This is a genomic window from Plantactinospora sp. CNZ320 (assembly GCF_002846275.1).
The window spans coordinates 5,472,569-5,492,561 of record NZ_PJMP01000001.1 but is presented as its reverse complement, the minus strand read 5'-3'; the positions used below and the strand labels follow the sequence as shown (position 1 = coordinate 5,492,561).

Here is a 19,993-nt window from a genome sequence, read left to right as displayed (position 1 = left end):
CGGCCAGAACCTGACGATCCCGGTCGGCCAGAACCTGGCGATCCCGGTCGGCGAGGACTCCGAGCAGGAGCTCGGCGTCGGCCGGGCGGAGTCGTCCGGCAGCGATCGCCCGGTCGGCGGTACGGCGGGCCAGCGCCAGATAGCCGGGTACCGACTCCGGGGCGGTGACGGCCAGCCGGTCCAGGTGCCGGGCGATCGTACCGGCGTCGCCCCGGGACACCGGCCCGGTCAGCGCCGCGTCGCCGAGCCGCAGCGAGTTGTCCAGGGCGGCCCGCAGCAGCGGCCCGAGCACCTTCGCCGGCTGGGCCACCCCGGCGGCGCGAAGCAGCTCCGCCGCCTCGTTGACCAGCGTGACGAGATGGTTGGCGCCGTGCGCGAGCGCGGCGTGGTAGAGCGGGCGGTCCGGTTCGGCGATCCACTCGGGTACCCCGCCGAGGTCGGCGACGAGCCGGACGGCGAACGGCCGCAGCGGCTCCGGGACGGTCACCCCGTAGGAGATGCCGGGCAGCCGGTGCAGGTCCTCGGCGGTACCCGTGAAGGTCATCGCCGGGTGCAGCGCCAGCGGATGCGCCCCGACCGCCACGGCCGGGGCGAGCACGTCGAGCCCGTGCGCGCCTGAGGTGTGCGCCACCACCTGTCCGGGGTGGAGCGCGCCGGTCGCGGCCAGCCCGGCGACGACCGGGGCCAGCGAGTCATCGGGTACGGCGATCAGCAGCAGGTCGGTGGCGGCCCGGGCCACCTCGTCGGCGGGGCGTACGGCGGTCTCGGGCAGCAGCCGGGCGATCCGGTCCCGGGCGGCGGTCGAGACCCCGGCGGCGGCAACCACCTGGTGCCCGGCCCGGCCCAGCGCGGCGCCGAGCACCGCACCGACCCGGCCGGCGCCGATCACGCCGACGGTGAGCTGGCGGGGGATCATGGGATGCGGCTGGCCCTGACCGGCCGGCTCACGGCCCGGGGCGGCGGCCGATGGCCGGGCCGACCCGCCGGAGGTGGCGGTCTGCGGGCGCGCGGAAGCGCTCATAGCGTGATCCAGTCCTCGATAAGTGGTACCGGTCGATCGCAAGTATGCGCCGTCCGGCCAGGTCGGAACCAAGAGGTTGTGAAAACCTTCACCGCCGGTCGCGGGGCGTTTGGCGGGGTTGGGACCCGGGTGACCGGCGCCGCATAACCTGGGCCGATGCCGATCGGATGGCGAGCCGCGATGACCACCGCGCTCTACGGTGACCGGGGATTCTTCGTCGGTGGTGCCGGGCCGGCCGCGCACTTCCGGACCAGCGCACACGCCGTACCTGTGCTCGGCGACGCGCTGCTGCGGCTGCTCGACCGGCTCGACGCCGCGCTGGGCCGACCCGAGTCGTTGCAGGTGGTCGACATCGGTGCCGGCCGGGGTGAACTCCTCGGCACACTGGCCCGGCTCGCCCCGCCGGAACTCGCCAGCCGGCTCCGGCTGACCGCGGTCGAACTCGCTCCCCGCCCCGATTCGCTGACGGAGGCGATCGACTGGCGAGCGGACCTGCCGGAGCGGATCGTCGGACTGCTGCTCGGCACCGAGTGGCTCGACAACGTACCGCTGGACGTGGCGGAGGCCGGCCCGGCCGGCTGGCGGCGGGTACTCGTCGATCCGGCCACCGGCGCCGAGTCGCCCGGCGACCCGCTCGACCCGGCCGAGACGGAGTGGCTGGCCCGCTGGTGGCCGAGCCGCTGGCAGACGACCCCGGGCCGGGACGGGTCCGCCCCGCGCCCGCCGGAGCGGGTGGAGATCGGGTTGCCCCGGGACACCGCCTGGGCCGAGGCGGTCGGCAGCCTGCACCGGGGGCTGGCCCTCGCCGTGGACTACGGACACCTACGGGACAGCCGTCCGTCGCAGGGCACGCTCACCGGGTTCCGGGCCGGCCGGCAGGTGGACCCGGTACCGGACGGGAGTTGCGACCTGACCGCGCACGTCGCGATCGACTCGGTGGCGGCGGCCGGTACGGCGCGGGCCGGCCTGCCGTACACCCTTGTCGAACAGCACCGTGCGCTGCGGGCGCTCGGGGCCGACGGGCGCCGACCCGCACTGACGCTGGCCTCGACCGACCCCGCCGGCTACGTCCGGGCGCTCGCCCGGGCCTCCACGGCCGCCGAACTGACCGACCCGGCCGGGCTCGGCGGTCACTGGTGGCTGCTGCAACCGGTCGGCGTCGACCCCGGACCTGACGGATGGCTCGGCGCCGGGACGGCTGGATGGCTCGGCGCCGGGACGGCTGGATGACTCGGTGTTGATCCGGCCAGATGCTCGGTGCTGGCGCTGACGTCGAGTTGGCCGGCGATGCCGCCGGGCGGATCGTGGCACGATGACGGGCATGACTGCCGACACCGGGGCGCTGCGGGAGCTGACCGTCGGCACCGGGGCGGGGCTGGAAACCGCCGACATGGTGCTGAACATCGGGCCGCAGCATCCGTCGACCCACGGGGTGCTCAGGCTCAAGCTGGTGCTCGACGGCGAGCGGGTGATCTCCTCCGAGCCGATCGTCGGCTACATGCACCGGGGCGCGGAGAAACTCTTCGAGGTACGCGACTACCGGCAGATCATCGTGCTCGCCAACCGGCACGACTGGCTGTCGGCCTTCTCCAACGAGCTGGGTGTGGTGCTCGCGGTCGAACGGATGATGGGGATCGAGGTGCCGGAGCGGGCCGTCTGGCTGCGTACCGCCCTCGCCGAGCTGAACCGGGTGCTCAACCACCTGATGTTCCTCGGCTCCTACCCGTTGGAGATCGGCGCCATCACCCCGATGTTCTACGCCTTCCGGGAACGCGAGACCCTCCAGACCGTCATGGAGGAGGTCTCCGGCGGCCGGATCCACTACATGTTCAACCGGGTCGGCGGGCTCAAGGAGGAGGTGCCGGCCGGCTGGACCCGGCGGGCCCGGGCCGCGATCGGCGAGGTACGCCGCCGCCTGCCGGACCTGGACAACCTGATCCGGCGCAACGACATCTTCCTGGCCCGTACCGTCGGGGTCGGGGTGCTCTCCGCCGCCGACGCGGCCGCGTACGGCGCCTCCGGCCCGGTCGCCCGAGCCTCGGGGCTCGGCCTCGACCTGCGCCGCGACGAGCCCTACCTGGCGTACGGGTCGCTGGAGGTGCCGGTGGTCACCCGGAGCGCCGGGGACTGTCACTCCCGCTTCGAGGTACTGCTCGATCAGGTGTACGTCTCACTCGACCTCGCGGAACGCTGCCTCGACCAGGTCGACCGGATCGGTGGTCCGGTGAACGTGCGGCTGCCGAAGGTGGTGAAGGCGCCGGAGGGGCACACCTACGCCTGGACCGAGAACCCGCTCGGGATCAACGGCTACTACCTGGTGTCCCGGGGCGACAAGACCCCGTGGCGGATGAAGCTGCGCACCGCCTCGTACGCCAACGTGCAGGCCCTGGCCACGCTGCTCCCCGGCTGCCTGGTGCCGGATCTGATCGCGATCCTCGGCTCGATGTTCTTCGTCGTCGGCGACATCGACAAGTGACGCCCTCCGGCGCACTCAACCGGTGGCGCGGCTGCACCGTCGACAGGTGGCGGGGCGGTCAGCGCCAGTCCTCGTCGGCGGGATAGCCGTGCTCCGACCGTCGGGTGCCGCCGGCCCGGGGCGCCTCGTCCAGCGGCGGGTAGCCGTACTCCTCGTCGTCGCGGTGCCGCCGCCCCCGCCGGGCCGGCTCCGGCTCGGGCTGCTGTCCCGGCGGCCCCCAGGCTGACGCCGGGTCCACGCCTCCGGGCGGCAGCGCCGGAGCACCGCCGGACCGCTCCCAGCCCCGGCCCTCGCCGAGGTCACCACCGCCGTCGCGCTGGGCAGGATCGTCTGCGGACCAGCCGCTCGAACCACCGGTACGGCCCGGAGCGCGCTGACCGGCCGAACCGCGCTGACCGCCGGAGCGCCGGTCGTCGACTCCGGGCTCCGACCACTGGCGACCCGCCCGCCGGTCCTCGTCCGGCCCCGGCTCCGGCCCGCGCATCTCCGCCCAGCGGTCCTCGACCCGCAGCTCCGTACCCGACTCGTCGGCCCGCATCGACGCCCGCCGCTCGCCCATCCGGACCTCGCGCCCCCGGTCGTCGCTGCGTACCGAGGTCCAGCGGTCTCCGGCCCGCAGATCGGCCCAGTACGAGTCGTCAGCCGGGTCTCCGATGCCCGGGTCCGGTTCCGGATCGGCCGTACGCCCGCGCCAGCCGCCATCGCCGAACCGGCGGCCGTCCCGCCCCTCGTCGGCGGGTTCGGCGGCCTGCCGTCCCCGCGCCCCCCGCCACTCGTCCGGGTCCCCGTCGCGTCCGTCGCGCTCAGGTCCATCGCCGTAGTCGGCGTCGTACCCGGCACCGCCCCGACGCCCGTCGCCACCTCGCCCCGGGCCACCGGCCCGCTCCTCAGCACCGCCGTAGGGGCCGCCGCCATGGTTCCCGCCGCCATAGCTCCCGCCGGCCCGGGCTCCGCCGTAGGTGCCACCCGCCTGGGCGCCGCCGTAGGTGCCACCCGCCTGGGCGCCGCCGTAGGTGCCACCCGCTTGGGCGCCGCCGTAGCCGCCGCCCCGACCGGCGGCACCGTAACCGTCGCTGCCGCCGTAGCCGCCGCTGGCATAGCCGCCCGACTGGCCACCGCCGCCGTAGCCGCCACTCTGGCCGGCAGCACCGTAACCGCCACTGCCGTAGCCGCCCGACTGGGCGCCGCCGTAGACGCCGCCACCGTAGGTTCCGCCGCCGTATCCGCCGTCGTCCTCGTGCCCGCCGACGATCGTCTGCCTGGTGGTCACCTGCACGGTCTCGGTGTGCCGGACCACGCCCCGGCCGAGCGGAGGGCCGGAAACACCGCCGTGGCCGCCCGGCATCCCCTCCGGGCCGCCCCGATGCGGCCGAGCGCCCTGCGCCCACGAGTGGCCGTGGCCGTACTGCCCGGGCTCGGCCGCCGGGTCGTCGTCCCGGCCGTACCGCCCCCGGCCCGGGCCGGTCCGGTCGCCGTCGGGATAGCCGCGCTCCTGGTAGCCACCGCCTCGGTAGCCGGTACCGCCCTGGAAGCCGCTCGGCCCGCCGTGGAACTCCCCGGTGTCGCCCTGCTCCACCGAGTGGGCCGGACCTGCGGAGTGAGCGGGACCGGCGGAGTGAGCGGGATTGGCGGAGTGAGCGGGATTGGCGGAGTGAGCGGGATTGGCGGAGTGAGCGGGATTGGCGGAGTGAGCGGGATTGGCGGAGTGAGCGGGATTGGCGGAGTGAGCGGGATTGGCGGAGTGGGCCGGACCGGCCGCATGCGACGGGCCCGCAGCGTGCGACGGGCGGCCCGCGCCGTGGGCCGGACCTGCGGAGTAGGGCGGTCCTGCGGCGTGCGACGGAGCCGCGCCGCCTCCCGCACGGCGGGGCCCGTCGGGGCGGGCACCGGCACGGTCCCGGCCAGGGCCGCCCGGCGCCCAGGCCGCCGAGGCAGGCTCCTCCGGTGCCCAGCCCGCCGAGTCAGGCTCGTCCGGTACTCGACCGGGCCGACCCGGTTCGGTGCCGGCCCAGGCGTTCTGGCCCGGCTCGGCCGACGCTCGCCCGGCGGGCACGCTGGCGGTACCGGGCACACCCACGCTGGCGGTCCTGGGCACACCCACGCTGGCAGTCCCGGCCGCACCCACACTGGCGGTACCGGCCGCACCACCGACCACCGCCGCAGCGGCGGCAGCCGGGCCGATCGCGGCGGACGGTGCGCCCGGTGCGGCGGTACCCGGCACGGCGGCAGCAGCCCGGACAGCATCGATCTGGCCCCGCAGCGCCTCGACGTTGCCCTGTACGACCTCCAGCTTCTCGCCGAACGCCTTGTGAGTGGCGCGGGCGGCGGTGGCGATGTCGTTGCGCAGTTCGCCCCGCAGGTCGTCGAGTTCCTCGATGAGGGTCTCCTCCAGATCCAGCCGGACACCCTCCGAGTCGCCACGCAAAGTGATCGACAGTCCGATGAGTACGACCGCCAGCACGGCGAGCACAGCCGCGATCCGCAGCGGCCCGTTACCCTGCCCGACCAGCAGTAACAGGGCGGCCAGCGGAGCCAGCCCCACCCCGACCCAGAACAGTACGGTCAGCAGCGGCCGACGGCGGGTTTCCTCGGTGGCCTCGCGTGCTGGCATGGCAGTCGAGCCTACCCACAGTTGCCGGGGACGGAAATGCCGGCGCCAACGCGCGAGGCCGGCCGACGGCAGGGTGTGCTGCCGTCGACCGGCCTCGGTCGGTTCCGCCGCTCGCGCCCGGGAACCGACTCAGCTCCCCGGGCGCCCGTGGTCAACTCGTAGCGAGCTGGGCGCCTGTGGTCAGCTCGTAGCCGAGCCGGGCATCGGCGGTCAGCTCGTGGCGAGCGCGCCGTCGGAGGAGAAGACCAGCCCGACACTGATCGTGCCGCTGGTCAGCGCCGACTTGGTCTGCGGGCCACCGGCGTCGAGCGAATCGAACCGGCCGGCGTTGAAGTTGTAGACCTGCACGAGTCCGGCCTGGCACTTCGGCCGCTGCGGGCACTCCGGCGGGCCGCCGAGTACGGTCGCCGAGCCGGAGCACTTCGCCGCCAGCTCGCTGAGGGTGCGCACGCCGTACTTGTCGGCGAACTCCTTGGTGACCGCGAACGCGTTCTGGTCCTGGGCCGCCGACGGCTTGCCGAAGGTGATGCCGACCTTCTCGCCAACCGCCTTGAGCCCGCTCACCGTCTGGTTGAGATCCGGTGAGGAGATCGGCGGCGGGGTGGCGCCGCCCTTCGCGTTCACCTTGTTGTTCAGGAAGTCCGCCATGGTCGCGGCGTACTCCGGTACGACCTGGATGTCGCCCTTCTCCAGTGCCGGCTCGTAGAGTTCGCGGTTGCCGATCTGCTGGACCTTGACCTGGTAGCCGGCGGCGGTGAGGGCGATCCGGTACAGCTCGCCGAGGGTCTGGCTCTCGCTGAAGTTGGCGGCGCCGACGGTGATCGAGCCGGTGCCCCCGGTCGGGATGCCGGCAGTGAGGTTGTTGGCCGAGGCGAACTCCTCGGCGGCGACCTTCGGGGTCTTGCGGTCGACGTCGACCGCCTTGTTCAACCCGATCAGCTTGCTGGTGTCGAGGCTGTCGGAGACCTTGTCCAGGGCCGCGATCAGCTGCGGCTGGGCCACCTTGCTGTTGATGGCCGGAATGATGTTGTCGGTGTTCTGGAGCTTCTTGTCGTCGTCGAGCACGACCAGGCTCGACCCGGCCACCGGTGCGCAACCCGCACCCTGCGCCCCGGTTGCCGGGGCCTGGGTGCCGGACGAACCGGCTCCACCGCAGCCGGCGAGAAAACCGGCCGCGACGACGGCACCGGCGGCGCCGACTGCCAGACGTGTGCGTGTACGCATGAAACGCCCGCCTCCTGTGTCCCGGCGCGGCCCGGATGGGCCGGCCGCGTGTCCGACGGGCGACAGGACAGACGGCCGCCCGTGAGTACTCACGAAACATCCTCCCGTCCGGTACGACAATCCGATGCCGGCTTCGTCATCGGATCGTCACGCAAACGGGCACGATGCGCGCAGGAGTGGCTACTCTTCGCGAGAATCACCCATGCCGGGGCCGACATTTTCGGGCTGATCGGGCATCGCCCCACGTGATCAGACCCACACCAACCAACGGGTCAGGAGCCGGTGATCGCCGCCGCCGCCCGCTGGTCGGCCCGCCGGATGGTCCGGCGCCGGTTCCGGCGCAGCGGTCGTGGGGTCACCACCCGTTCCAGCAGTGCGAAGACCAGTTCGACAAGCAGCGCGAGCAGGGCGACGAGCAGCCCGCCGGCCAGGATCTGACCGCCGCCTACCGAGATGCCCAGCCCGAACCCGGCGCTGATGATCTGCCCCAGCCCGCCACCGTTGACGAACGAGGCGAGCGCTGCGGTCGCCACCACCTGCACGGCGGCGGTACGGAACCCGGCCGCGAGATAGGGCACCGCGAGCGGCAACTCCACCCCGCGCAGCAACTGCCCGCCGGACAGCCCCATCCCGCGCGCGGCGTCGCGCACCTCGGGATCGACCTGCCGGATACCGGTGTAGGCGTTCGCCAGCAGCGGCGGCACCGCGAAGACGGCCAACGCGATGATCACCGGCGGCTTGCCGAAGCCGAGCGCGGTCAGCGGCAGGATGGTGAGCAGCGCGATGGTCGGGATGGCCAGCGTGACGTTGGAGACCAGCACCACGGCTCCGCCGCCCCGGCCCGTGTGCCCGAGCCAGAGCCCGAGCGGCCAGGCGACCAGGCACCCGAGCGCCACGGCGGCTGCCGAGATGCCGAGATGCTCGACCAGCCGGTCGAGGACGCCGCCGGGATTGGTCCAGTTCAGCGGGTCATTGAGCCAGACCACCGCCTGCTCGATCGGATTCATTTCTCACCTCCGGCTCGCGACTGCGGGATCGCGCTCACCCGGTGGCTCCGCGACGTCGGGCCCACGGCGTCAGCAGCCGGCCGAGGCCGGCGAGGACCAGATCCAGGATCAGGGCCAGGAGTACGCAGAGCAGGGTCCCGGTCATGATCTCGGCCCGGAAGAAGTTGTTCCGGAATCCGCCCAGGATGAGCTGCCCGAGCCCGCCGTGCCCGACAAGTACTCCGACGGTGACCAGCGCGACCGTGGAGACGGTAGCCAGGCGCAGGCCGGTGAAGATGCCCGGCAGTGCCAGCGGCAGGTCGATCCGGAGCAGCCGGGCGAACCGGCCGTACCCCATGCCCTGGGCCGCGTCCCGGACCTCGTCCGGCACCTGGTTGAGCCCGGCGAGCGCGTTCCGGACGATCAGCAGCAGGGCGTAGAGGACCAGTCCGAGCAGCACCGTACTGGTCCCGGTGCCGAGGTACGGCGCGACGAAGGCGAAGAGCGCCAGCGACGGGATCGTGTACAGCACGCCGGAGAGTGCGAGAATCGGCCCGGTGAGCGGCCGGAACCAGTACGCCAGCACGGCGAGCGGGATCGCGACCAGTGCGGCGATCAGCACGGCCTGGGCGGTGAGGGTGGCGTGCTCCCGGAGGGCGGCCAGAATGGTCTCCGAATTGCCCTGCACATAGTCCCAGGAGAACCACGGATTACCCGGGTCCGCCCGGTCGATCACCCGGAAGGACATACGTGGACGTTACCCCGGAGGCCCGTTCCACCGGGCCCGCCGGCACCACGGGTGCCGCCGCGATAACCCTCGACCAGGTACGCAAGCAGTATCCCGACGGCACGGTGGCGGTCGACGAACTGAGCCTGGAGGTCAAGGCCGGCGAGTTGGTGGTGCTGATCGGGCCGTCCGGCTGCGGCAAGTCCACCGTGCTCCGCATGATCAACCGGCTGATCGAGCCGACCTCCGGGCGGATCCTGCTCGGCGACGAGGATGTCACCCGGGCCGACCCGGTCCAGCTCAGGCGTCGGATCGGGTACGTGATCCAGAACGTCGGGCTCTTCCCGCACCAGACCATCGCCACGAACGTCGGCACCGTACCCCGGCTTTTGGGCTGGCCCCGGGCCCGGATCGCCGCCCGTACCGATGAGTTGCTGGAGTTGGTCGGGCTCGATCCGACCACCTTCGGGCCGCGCTACCCGCACGAACTCTCCGGCGGGCAGCGGCAGCGGGTCGGGGTGGCCCGGGCGCTTGCCGCCGACCCGGTGGTGCTGCTGATGGACGAGCCGTTCTCGGCCGTCGACCCGATCGCGCGAGCCCGGCTCCAGGAGGAGTTCCTGCGGCTCCAGGCGGAGGTACGCAAGACGATCGTGCTGGTCACCCACGATCTCGACGAGGCGGTCCGACTGGGCGACCGGATCGTGGTGCTCTCCCAGGGCGGCAGGCTGGAACAGTACGCGAATCCGGCGTCCCTGCTCGGCGAGCCCGCCTCGGCCTTCGTCCGGGAGTTCGTCGGGACCGACCGGGCGATCCGGCGGCTCGCGGTCACCCCGGTCACCCGGGACCTGCTGCGTCCGCTGCCGTCCGACGCCACCGCCACCGCCGGGCTGCCGACCGTACCGCTCGGGTCGTCGCTCTACGACGCGCTGGCGTTGCTGCTGCGGACGAACTCGGACGACGCCCGGGTCACCGGCGAGGGCGGCGAGCCGATCGGGACGGTGAGCCGGCACCAGATCCTCAGCATCGACTACCCGGCGGACCCGGTCGGCGACTGACCACGGCACGGCCCGACTCGGCACCGCCGACGAGAGCGCCACGGCCGGCACGGCGCCCGGACGGCGTACTGCCCGGACGGCAGGGCGCACGGACAGCACGGTGGTGCCCGGAGTGCCGGTCGCGGGAGGGAGGGCGATCGGGCACTCCGGGCGCCGTCGAACGGGCGGCACGCGCGGGCCGAGGTCGACGACCCGCGCGGGCTCGGCCCGGCCGGCGGGGCTCAGCGTCGGCCCCGCCAGCCGCCCAGGGTGGCCAGGCCGATGATCCAGCCGACGAAGAAGCCGTACGCGGCACCCCGGCCGGCGGCCTGGAACGCGCCGAGCAGCGACGGGTTGCTGCCGATCAGCGTGGCGAAGAGCGCGGCGAAGGCACCGGCGAAGATGTACGCCGACCAACCGGCCAGGAACTGGCTGAGGGTGCCCCGGGCCCTGGCCAGTTGCGAGCCGGGCAGCATGTAGAGGAAGACCCAGGTGAGTACCACCACCAGGATCGCCTTTAGGTCGGCGGCGATGACGTTCTGGATCGTGTCGTCCGAGTCGAACCGCCACGCCGGCCAGGCGAGCAGCCGGAGGAACCAGCCACCCGCCGTGTTCTCGTCAGTGTTGTCCTGAGCCCAGTCGGCATACCAGGGGCTGCCGAAGACCAGGACCAGTACGAGTGCGGCGAGCGTACCCGCACCCGTAGCCGACTTGTATCTGTTGGTGAGAGCCATGCACAGCTAATTCCCAGGCGAATCTGATCGCGAAACTTCTGTGGCTCTCGGTGCTGCCCTGGCGGGTGTCAGTGCTTCTGTAGATAGTCGATGAACGCGGCCCGGAGCAGCGGAGCGGTCTCCTCGTAGCCGTGGCCGGTGAACTCCCGCCAGAGCGCGACCGCCTCGTCCACGGTCGGGCCGGCCGAGTTGGGCGAGCCGTCCAGCGCCGCCGCCTCGTCCGCGTTCGGCAGGTGCCGGATCACCGACCAGAAGAAGCCGATGTCCCGCCGTTCCCGGGCCAGCGCGAAGGCCCGCTCGCGCAACTCCTCCGTGGACAGCGCGTCCAACTCGGCGAAGGTCGGCCTGGTACGGGACTCGGAACCGGATTCCGTCATGACGCCGAGCCTATCGGCCCGAACCGCCGCAAGCCGCACCGACCGTCCCGCCCGCCGAGCCCTGCCCCGCCGCTTCTGCCCGGGTCAGCTCAGCCCCGCCCGGGTCAGCCCTGCCGGGCAGGAGCGGGCGGGGTCAGCGGTCCGGGCCGTCCCAGCGGTCGCCGCCCCAGCGGTCGGTCGGCTGGGCGGGCAGCGAGGAGGTCCACGGCTCCGGTGGCTGGTTCTGGGCGGTGTCCCAACTCGTCGTCGTCGCCGGCTCCTCCACCCAGTCCCGTTCGACGTACGACCGGGGGCGGCCGTTCGCCTCGACCAGCCGGGTCACCAGCAGGCCGACGGCGACCAGTACGGCGGCGAGGGCGGTCGGCGCGATGTCCAGGTTGCGCTCGTCGGCGTACCTGATGAAAAGGGCGAGTGCGACGGTCGCGAGCAGCCCGCCGGCGATCCCACCCCGCCGGCCGAAGGCGCTGGCGCCACCGAGCAGCGCGGCGCCGAAGGCCAGCCCCGTCCACTCGATCCCGGTGGTCGGTGGCACCGGCCCGGTGCCACCGGCCGCGAGCAGCATCCCGGCGCCGACCGCGAAGACCGTCGAGACCACCAGGCCGAGCGTGACGATGGCCGCGGCGGGACCGCCCCGGCGCAGCGCCGGGTCGCCCACCGGACGGAACCGGCCGACCGCCCGGCGTACCGTCTTGACGGTGCCGAGGAGGCCGGCCAGCACGGCGACGGCGGCGAAGCCGGCGAAGAGGTAGAGCGCGTGCTGGTTCGGGTCGTACTCGCCCTGCACGTCGACCGGGGCGCCGCGCTGCTCGATGAACACCACCACCGCGAGCCCGACGGCGAGGCTGGCCGCCCAGCCGGGCACGTGGAAGCCCACCACCAGTACGGCGATCACCAGGCCGACCGCCACCGCGGCGACCAGCGCCGGCAGCATCGCCGACACGACGCCCCGGTCGGAGTTCTCCGCGAAGTGCAGCGCGGCGGCGACGGCGACCGGCCCCAGCGCGAGGTTCGGCGCGGCGGTACGCAGGGTCAGCCCGGCGCCGAGGGCGAGCAGCCCGATCGCGGTGCCGAAGACCAGCAGGCTCTCCCGCTGCGCGCCACGGAGCAGGTCGGGATAGTCCCGGTTGCAGAGGAAGAGCAGCACCGCCACCACGACCAGCAGCACCAGCTCCCAGAGCAGGTGCACCACGATCCGGTCCCGGCCGGGCTCGCCGTGTGCGGGATCGTCGAAGACGTTCTCCAGCGCGGCCGGCGGGACGTTGCGCCGCCGGGTCGACTCGGCCGGCTCCGGATCGGTCGCCAAGGCGGGTTCGCCACCCATGAACCGCCCGGTGACCTGGCTGGACGACGTACGGGGATCGACGTCGTACCCGAGGTCCCCACCGTACCGGGGATCCTCCCGGGCACCGGTACCCACCGGATCCATCCCGGAGTCCCGTCGCCGATAGATCGAATCGTCGTACGCCATCGCGCGCGCCTCCTGATTTCGTCCCGCCGAACAGGCCCCGATCCGGGGTGGCGTCCGGGGGCGGAGCGGTCGGACGTGGGCAAGATCCAGCGAAGTGGGCGGATCTGGCCCGGTCGGAGGCACCGTACCCGCGTGGATGCCCGGCCGTCACCCCCGGTGCGCGTCGATTCGTCGGGCGGCCTGTTCAGCGCTCGTCGCGCCGCCCCAGCTCGTCACTCTCCGAATTTTGATCATCACGATCAGGCACCCGACAGGAGCGTTCCAACCACAGCGCCGCACCCACCAGGGCGAGCGACGCGCCCAGTCCCGCACTCGCCGCCGGTACGTCGTTCGCGGCTGCCCGGGTCCGCTCGATGAGCAGCCAGACGTCCAACCCGGCGTAGAAACCGGCGAAGATCGCCCCGACCAGCGCCGACGCCTTGGCCAGTACGACGAAACGGGCCACCGCCAGCGGGTCGACCGGATCCCGGCCGGGTCTGCGCTCGATCCGGGCCTTGGTGTTCGCCGCGGCGTACCCCTCCAGGGCGGCGAGCCCGAGCAGGGTGACGATGGGCAGCCAGGGCAGCGGCGGAATGTGGCTGTAGAAGCTGCTGACCAGCAACCAGGCCAGCGCCGCCGAGGCGAGTCCGGCCACCACCAGGGTGGCGGGTCTGGTCGGACCCATCCGCCCGCGCTCGGGGGCCGGGCCGCGCGTCGGGGGTCTGCGCTCGGTCACAACTCTTCCTCACTCCGCTCGTCGGCACCACGTCCCGGCGGGCGGCGGACCCGTCCGGTCCGGGCCCCCGGTCGCCGTCAATCCGACTCTATCCGCAGATCCGGACGAGGGCGCATGTCCAGCACGTCGGTGGCGACCGGCTCGGTCGACATCAGGTCGGTGAGCCAGCCGTGTCCGGGCAGCCGCCCGTAGGGCTCGACGTCGATCCACGGCCGGAGTACGAACGCCCGCAGGTGGGCGCGGGGGTGCGGCAGGATCAACTCCGGATCGGCGCTGTGCACCGGCTCGCCGTCGGCCGACCAGACCGCGATCACGTCCACGTCGAGGGTGCGCGGTCCGAACCGGCGCTCCGGGTCGCGTACCCGACCGGCCGCCGCCTCGGCGGCCCTGGCCCGGTCGAGCCAGTCGCGCGGCCCGGCAGCCTCGTCGGCGACCAGCAGCACGGCGTTCAGGTACGCCGGCTGGTCCGGCTCGCCCCACGGCGGCGTCTCGTAGACCCCGGAGGCCACCAGGAGTACGTCCCGCAGCCCGTCGACCGCCGTGCGCAGGTGCCCGAGCCGGTCACCGAGGTTGCTGCCGATCGAGAGCACGGCCCGGGTCATCTCACCTCCGCCGGGTCACGGTGACCGCCACGTCGGCGAAGTCGTGCGGGATCGGCGCCTGCGGCTTGTGCACGGTGACCGAGGCGACAAGTACCCGTGGATCCGCCAGACAGGCGGCGGCGAGCCGCTCGGCGAGCGTCTCGATCAGGTTGACCGGCTCTCCGGTCACGATCGCGACCAGCCGGCCGGCGAGTTCGCCGTAGTGCACGGTGTCGGCCACGTCGTCGGAGCGGGCCGCCATGGTCAGGTCGAGTTCCAGCGTGACGTCGACGACGAAGTCCTGCCCCTGGGCCCGTTCGAAGTCGTAGACGCCGTGCCGGCCGCGCGCCCGCAGCCCGGTCAGCACGATCCGGTCGGTGCCCGGCCCGGTCGGTCCGGCGGCCGGCCGGCCCGAGGCGTCCGCTGTCGGTCCGGTCATCCGGCCACCTCCCCGGTCATCATCCGGCCGCCTCTCCGGTCATCCGGCCACCTTCGGTCGTCAGCCGGGGACGGCCGCTGGCGGCCCAGACGGCGAGCGCGTCCACGGTCTCCCGTACGTCGTGCACCCGTACCCCCCAGGCGCCGGCCGCGACCGCGAGCACGCTTGTGGCGACGGTGGCGGCGGTACGCCCGTCGGTCGGCCGTGGCATGCCGTCCGGGCCGGCCAGCAGCGCACCGAGGTACGACTTGCGGCTGGCCCCGAAGAGCAGTGGGTAGCCGAGCGTCAGCAGCTCGGGCAGCCGGGCGGTGAGCTGCCAGTTGTCGGCCGGCCGCTTGGCGAAGCCGAGGCCGGGGTCGAGCACGATCCGGTCGGCGGCGACACCGGCGGCGAGGGCGTCGGAGACCCGTTGCGCCAGCTCGGCGCGGACGTCGGTGACCACGTCTGTGTAGTGGGCGAGTTCCTGCATCCGCTTGGCGTGCGCCCGCCAGTGCATCAGGATCCACGGGCAGCCCGCCTCGGCGACCACCTTGGCCATGTCCGGGTCGGCGAGTCCGCCGGAGACGTCGTTGACCACCGTCGCCCCGGCCTCCAGTGCGGCGGCGGCGACACCGGCCCGGTAGGTGTCCACGCTCATCGGCACTCCCCGGGCGGCGAGTTCCCGGATGACCGGCAGTATCCGGGCGGCCTCGGTCTCCGCGTCGACCCGGTCGGCGCCGGGGCGGGTGGACTCGCCGCCGACGTCGACGAGCTGGGCGCCCTCGGAGTGCATCTGGACCCCGTGCCGTACGGCGGCGTCGAGGTCGGCGTACCGCCCGCCGTCGGAGAAGGAGTCGGGGGTGACGTTGAGTACGCCGATCACCACCGGCCGGGGCGAGCGGAGCGGGTCCACCCCGGCCCGCCCTCCGCCGTCGGTGGCGGCGGCTCCCTGGACTGGCTCGGTCACGACTCGACGCTACCCACCTGCCCGGCTCCGGCCCCGGTCGCCCCCGGTCCCGCCGGTGGTACTGCCGCCTCCGGCACGAACCGCCCCGCCCCGGGGACCGGTGTGGTCTCCCCAGCGGCCCGGCCTCGGCGAGGCACGTGAAAACCGGCCGGGAGGAGCGATCGGTCGCACTCCGCGCCGCTTGTTCCAAACAGGCACGCGCCGTACGCTCGCATCAGCCAGATGCCAGAACTTAAGAGATGGGCCGAATCAGGACAAAGATGCCCACAAACCATCACTCTTCGCGGTGATTGCGAGACGCAGGGTCGATCAACACCCCACGACCGACCCGGTTGACCGGGCTTGACAGCAGTGCGGAGGCGAGGCGTCGCCGCACCGGGGAGGATTCCGATGTTCGCCATGGAGCTGGTGGAGACGGCATGGCCGGCTGCCACGGACGCGCTCCACACCCTCGCGCTCGTGACGGCGGCCGAGCCCGAGGGCAATATCGACACCGACGGGATCGTCGGCTTCTTCGCCACCAACATCGCGCCCATCCTGCTCGCCGTACTCGGCGTGATCTTCATCGGTCGGGCCAGCAAGGGCGAGGTCTCGAAGGTGCTGACCAGCTCGGCGATCGCGCTGCTCGGCCTGGCCTTCATCGCCGGGGCGGCGACGCTGTTCTTCGTCGGCGAGAACCTGATCAACCTGATCTTCGAATAGACCGCGGAGCACGAGATGCGGCTGCGCACCGACGACGACATCTATCGGGCCCGCCTGGTCTACCTGGGGCCGCCCGGCTACACACTGCCCATCCACCTGCCTTACACGCAGTACGGGCTGTTCATGTTGCTGGTGCCGCTCTTCATGTTCATTCATTGGCTCTTCACGTTCAAGGTCGAGCTGATCCCCGCCTGGGAGATCGCGCTCGCGATCGTCACCACCTCATTCGTCTTCCGGTACGTCGACCCCGACCGTCCCGCCCGGATGGTCATCCGGACGGCACTTACCGACTGGCGGCGCACCCGCGAACCGGCGACAGAGCAGCGCGACCCCCGCCTGGTCGCGACCCGTATCCGGATCCGGGAGCAGTTGACATGACCGACCGCAGCGAGGTGACGGCGTGACCGAGCGAACCAGATTCCTCTGCCACAACACGGTGGAAGCCACCGGGCCGGGCGAGGCGGCGGCATGACCCGCCCCTCCCGGCCGGGCTCGTCACACCCGGCAGGTCACCCGGCCGACAGTGCTGGTAACGGTACGCAGTCTTCTGGCTACAACCCGTCCGAGCTGGTCGAGGAGAGCGAGTACGACGCCGCGCTGCTCAGCAACACCGGGCACGGCGCGGTCGCGGTCTTCCAGGCGCCGCAGCCACCGGCCCGGAACCGTCAGGCCCGACCCGTCGCCCCGGCACCGGCCCGGCCACCGGCCCCGGTCGAGCACCCGGACATCGACTCCCCCTTTCTCGACCTCTTCGGTGCCGGCCCGGTCCAACCCTCGCCGCCGGCCCCGACCGCCGCGCCGGCACCCCGCCCCGCGCCCCGCGCGCCCGCACCGCAGCCGCGAGGGCGCTGGGGCGAGGAACAGGACGCGGCCGTCGGCCTGCCGGCCTGGGAGCCGGACGAACTCCCGGCCGGCGGTACCGGCCAGCGGGAGATCGCAGCCGGGCAGCCCACCGCCCGGTACGCTCCGCCGGCCGTCCAGCCCGCACCACAGGTACCCGAGCAGACCGTCACCGACCCCGGAGCCGCCGCCCGCCCGGTCGGACCGGCCAGTCTCGAAGCCGGCCCCGCCGCCGATCCCGGATGGCCGGCCGACGCACCGGCTCCCCTGGCCGTACCGGGCAGCGCCGCCCTGCCCGGCGCGGCGGAGCACGGGTACTCCGGGCGGCCGAGCCCGGCACCGCAGCAGCGCGGTGGCGACCACTCCGGTGCGCTGCCGATCGTCCGCGAGCCCGTCGAGCAGCCGGCCCGCCGACCCGCCGAGCCGGACCGCCGAGCCGGCCGGCGAACGGAGCGGGACACCGCACAGGTCGCCCCGAAGCAGCGGCGGAGCACGCCGAAGCCGACCCGTCCGCAGCCGCTGATCAAACCGCAGAAGGTACGCGCACCCAAGCTCCGCTTCGGCGACCGGGATCCCGCCGTCGAGCTGGCCATCACCGAGATCGCCGGTCACCTGACCTTCACCCCGAACACCGTCACCGCCTGGTACTGGCTGCCGGAGGTGCGCTGGGCGTTCCGGCCGGACGCCGAACGGGAGGCGCTGCTGGCGGCCATCTCCGAGCAGTACGCCGGCCTGGCCGGCTTCCGGCTGCACCTGCGCCGCACCACCCGGCCGTTCCCGGCCGACGAGTGGGCCCGGACGATCGACCAGCACACCCCGCACCCGCTCGCCACCGTCTCCGGCGCACCGAGCTGGTCGGACCACCTGGTCGCCGCCCAGCGACACCTGCTCTCGGTCAACCACGCCGAGGGGCAGACCTATCTCGGCGTCACCTTCGCCCGCCGGTCGCTCGGCAACTCGCTGGCCGAGCGGATCCTCCGGGCCTTCGGCCGGGGAACCGCCGACGGGGAGCGCCGCAAGCTGGGCCGGACGGTCGAGCAGTTCGACGAGGTGCTCGGCGCGTTCGGGATGCGCGGCCGGCAGGTCAGCTCCGACGAGCTGGAGTGGTTGATGTACCGCTCCGTGGCGCTCTGCATGGCCCCGCCCGGCCAGCTCTCGCCGGTCACCAACGACAGGTGGGAACGCGGTGACCTGCTCGCCCTGACCGAGCAGGTGGAGCGCTACCGCACCCCGTACGGGTCGACGGTGAAACTGGTCAACCGGATGACCGGGGAGGAGCGGCACGTCGCCGTACTCGCGGTGGGCCGGATGGAGCCGCTGGAGATCCCGGAGCGGCACGAGCCGTGGCTGCACTTCCACGAGCGGCTGCCCTGGCCGATGGAGCTCTCCACCCGGGTCGACATCCTCGGCCCCGGCGACTCGTTCCGCAATCTGGAGCACCGGCTGCGGATGATCCGCTCCCAGCAGCTCGACTATGCCGAGCACGGCATCGACGCCCCGCCGGAGCTGGAGCGGCTGGCCAAGCGGGCGCTGGTGATCGGTGACGAGATGACCACCGGGCTGCCGGTGGAGTCGGCCCGGGCGCACGGCTGGCACCGGATCGCGGTCGGCGGGCGGACCAGGGAGGAGTGCCTGGAGCGGGCCCGACGGCTGATCCAGCTCTACTCGCGGGAGCTGCGGATCTCGCTCCAGCACCCGAAGAACCAGGACTGGCTGGCCCGGGAGTTCATTCCCGGCGAACCGATCGCCAACACCGGCTACCTGCGCCGGATGCCGGTGAACCTGCTCGCCGCCGCGCTGCCGCAGGCCGCCTCCACGGTCGGTGACCGGCGCGGCGACCTGATCGGGCGTACCGCCGGCACCTGCCGACGCCCCGTCTTCCTCGACCTGCACTTCCCGATGGAGGTACGCGAGCGCTCCGGTCTCGCCGTCTTCGTCGCCGAGCCGGGCGGCGGCAAGTCGACCCTGCTCGGCGCGCTCGGCTATCTGGCCGCCCGGCGCGGGGTGCAGGTGACCCTGCTCGACCCGTCCGGCCCGCTGGCCCGGCTCTGCGCGATGCCGGAGCTGCGACCGTATTCACGCGTGCTGAACCTGACCGGCTCCGAGCACGGCACCCTGGCGCCGTACGCGCTGATCCCGACCCCGCTGCGCACCGAGTTCCCGGCCGGCTCCGCCGGTGACCGGGAGTTCCAGATCGCGGTCTCCAACGCCCGGGCCGAGCGCCGGATGCTGGTGCAGGACATCTGCATGATGCTGGTGCCGCCGCAGGTGGCCCGGGAGGCGTCCACGGCGACGCTGTTCCGGCACGCGGTCCGGCAGGTACCGGCCGAGGAGACCTCCACACTGGACGACGTGGTGGCCTGCCTGGCCGGGCTGGAGGACGAGGGCCGGGAGCTGGCCAACCTGCTGCTGGACACCGCCGAGATGCCGTTGGCGCTGCTCTTCTTCGGCCGCCCGCCGGAGGGGCTGCTCGGCGCCGACGCCACGCTGACCGTGATCACCATGGCCGGGCTGCGGCTGCCGGACCTGAAGATCGAGCGGGAGTACTGGTCGGCCGAGGAGGCGCTGGCGCTGCCGATGCTGCACACCGCGCACCGGCTGGCGGTACGCCGCTGCTACGGCGGCGCGATGTCGTCGCGGAAGCTGGTCGGCCTGGACGAGGCGCACTTCATGGAGGGCTGGCGCTCGGGCCGGTCGTTCCTGGTCCGGCTGGCCCGGGACTCCCGGAAGTGGAACCTCGCCGCGCTGGTCTCCTCGCAGAACCCGAAGGACATCCTCGGCCTCGACGTGCAGAACCTGGTGTCCACGGTCTTCGTCGGCCGGATCGCCGAGGACGTCGACATCGCCTCCGAGGCGCTGCGGCTGCTCCGGGTGCCGGTGAACGACGGCTACGAGGCGACGCTGGCCTCGCTGTCGAATGTGGACGCCGGCTCGGCGGACCGGCTCGGCTTCCGGGAGTTCGTGATGCGTGACGTCGACGGCCGGGTCCAGAAGGTACGCGTCGACGTCTCGTACGTGCCCGGCCTGCTCGACCACCTGGACACCACCCCGGTCACGGCGAAGGCCGCCCCGGCCAACCTGCCCTCCCCCATCGCGGACCTGGAGGCTTGAC

General features: G+C 73.1%; 17 protein-coding genes and 1 pseudogene. 6 read left to right on the top strand and 12 right to left on the bottom strand.

Going from position 1 to position 19,993, the window contains the following annotated elements; genetic code table 11:
• Positions 1–43: 43 nt before the first annotated feature.
• Positions 44–916, bottom strand: a pseudogene (locus CLT71_RS24495) (Rossmann-like and DUF2520 domain-containing protein); the annotation flags it as partial.
• Positions 917–1,177: 261 nt separating this feature from the next.
• Between CLT71_RS24495 and CLT71_RS24490 the strand changes: the two are divergent.
• Both CLT71_RS24490 and CLT71_RS24485 read left to right on the top strand, forming a co-directional pair.
• On the top strand, positions 1,178–2,251 hold the full coding sequence (locus CLT71_RS24490) for an SAM-dependent methyltransferase (protein WP_101369173.1): 1,074 nt from the start codon (positions 1,178–1,180) through the stop codon (positions 2,249–2,251).
• Between the two features lie 82 nt (positions 2,252–2,333).
• Positions 2,334–3,497: an NADH-quinone oxidoreductase subunit D-related protein gene (locus tag CLT71_RS24485; protein ID WP_101369172.1), complete on the top strand. Its 1,164-nt coding sequence runs from the start codon at positions 2,334–2,336 to the stop codon at positions 3,495–3,497.
• 58 nt (positions 3,498–3,555) lie between these two features.
• Here the strand turns inward: CLT71_RS24485 and CLT71_RS24480 are convergent, their stop codons facing one another.
• The 4 genes from CLT71_RS24480 to CLT71_RS24465 all read right to left on the bottom strand — a co-directional run bounded on the left by CLT71_RS24480 (position 3,556) and on the right by CLT71_RS24465 (position 9,066).
• Positions 3,556–6,108 carry a hypothetical protein gene (locus tag CLT71_RS24480; RefSeq protein WP_101369171.1) on the bottom strand — a complete coding sequence of 851 codons (2,553 nt, stop codon included), beginning with the start codon at positions 6,106–6,108 and terminating at the stop codon, positions 3,556–3,558.
• Positions 6,109–6,318: 210 nt separating this feature from the next.
• Entirely contained in the window at positions 6,319–7,332 is a 1,014-nt protein-coding gene (locus CLT71_RS24475; RefSeq protein WP_101369170.1) for a glycine betaine ABC transporter substrate-binding protein, read from the bottom strand.
• Positions 7,333–7,604: 272 nt separating this feature from the next.
• Positions 7,605–8,339: an ABC transporter permease gene (locus tag CLT71_RS24470; RefSeq protein WP_101369169.1), complete on the bottom strand. Its 735-nt coding sequence runs from the start codon at positions 8,337–8,339 to the stop codon at positions 7,605–7,607.
• A 34-nt stretch (positions 8,340–8,373) separates the two neighbouring features.
• Positions 8,374–9,066 carry an ABC transporter permease gene (locus CLT71_RS24465; RefSeq protein ID WP_101369168.1) on the bottom strand — a complete coding sequence of 231 codons (693 nt, stop codon included), beginning with the start codon at positions 9,064–9,066 and terminating at the stop codon, positions 8,374–8,376.
• Positions 9,067–9,068: 2 nt separating this feature from the next.
• Here CLT71_RS24465 and CLT71_RS24460 point away from each other — a divergent pair, with 2 nt between their 5' ends.
• Positions 9,069–10,100 carry an ABC transporter ATP-binding protein gene (locus tag CLT71_RS24460; RefSeq protein WP_101369167.1) on the top strand — a complete coding sequence of 344 codons (1,032 nt, stop codon included), beginning with the start codon at positions 9,069–9,071 and terminating at the stop codon, positions 10,098–10,100.
• Positions 10,101–10,321: 221 nt separating this feature from the next.
• Here the strand turns inward: CLT71_RS24460 and CLT71_RS24455 are convergent, their stop codons facing one another.
• From CLT71_RS24455 to folP, 7 genes are all read right to left on the bottom strand, one after another.
• Positions 10,322–10,813, bottom strand: coding sequence for a hypothetical protein (locus CLT71_RS24455; RefSeq protein WP_101369166.1), 492 nt, complete (start codon positions 10,811–10,813; stop codon positions 10,322–10,324).
• 68 nt (positions 10,814–10,881) lie between these two features.
• Entirely contained in the window at positions 10,882–11,190 is a 309-nt protein-coding gene (locus tag CLT71_RS24450) for a hypothetical protein (RefSeq protein ID WP_101369165.1), read from the bottom strand.
• Between the two features lie 133 nt (positions 11,191–11,323).
• Positions 11,324–12,658 (bottom strand): ABC transporter permease, encoded by a 1,335-nt coding sequence (locus CLT71_RS24445; protein ID WP_101369164.1) that lies wholly within the window; start codon positions 12,656–12,658, stop codon positions 11,324–11,326.
• A 184-nt stretch (positions 12,659–12,842) separates the two neighbouring features.
• On the bottom strand, positions 12,843–13,322 hold the full coding sequence (locus CLT71_RS24440; protein WP_101369163.1) for a DUF3180 domain-containing protein: 480 nt from the start codon (positions 13,320–13,322) through the stop codon (positions 12,843–12,845).
• A 128-nt stretch (positions 13,323–13,450) separates the two neighbouring features.
• Positions 13,451–13,975 carry a 2-amino-4-hydroxy-6-hydroxymethyldihydropteridine diphosphokinase gene (gene folK, locus CLT71_RS24435; protein WP_101369162.1) on the bottom strand — a complete coding sequence of 175 codons (525 nt, stop codon included), beginning with the start codon at positions 13,973–13,975 and terminating at the stop codon, positions 13,451–13,453.
• A 1-nt stretch (position 13,976) separates the two neighbouring features.
• Entirely contained in the window at positions 13,977–14,393 is a 417-nt protein-coding gene (gene folB, locus CLT71_RS24430; RefSeq protein WP_101369161.1) for a dihydroneopterin aldolase, read from the bottom strand.
• A gap of 19 nt (positions 14,394–14,412) precedes the next feature.
• The gene (gene folP / locus CLT71_RS24425) at positions 14,413–15,285 is read right to left on the bottom strand and encodes a dihydropteroate synthase (RefSeq protein ID WP_101371742.1); all 873 of its coding nucleotides are present in this window, start codon (positions 15,283–15,285) and stop codon (positions 14,413–14,415) included.
• A gap of 444 nt (positions 15,286–15,729) precedes the next feature.
• Here folP and CLT71_RS24420 point away from each other — a divergent pair, with 444 nt between their 5' ends.
• The 3 genes from CLT71_RS24420 (at position 15,730) to CLT71_RS24410 (ending at position 19,992) form a co-directional block, all read left to right on the top strand.
• Positions 15,730–16,041 carry a hypothetical protein gene (locus tag CLT71_RS24420; protein ID WP_101369160.1) on the top strand — a complete coding sequence of 104 codons (312 nt, stop codon included), beginning with the start codon at positions 15,730–15,732 and terminating at the stop codon, positions 16,039–16,041.
• 15 nt (positions 16,042–16,056) lie between these two features.
• Positions 16,057–16,419 carry a hypothetical protein gene (locus tag CLT71_RS24415; protein WP_101369159.1) on the top strand — a complete coding sequence of 121 codons (363 nt, stop codon included), beginning with the start codon at positions 16,057–16,059 and terminating at the stop codon, positions 16,417–16,419.
• 90 nt (positions 16,420–16,509) lie between these two features.
• Positions 16,510–19,992: an ATP-binding protein gene (locus CLT71_RS24410; protein WP_101369158.1), complete on the top strand. Its 3,483-nt coding sequence runs from the start codon at positions 16,510–16,512 to the stop codon at positions 19,990–19,992.
• Position 19,993: the final 1 nt, after the last annotated feature.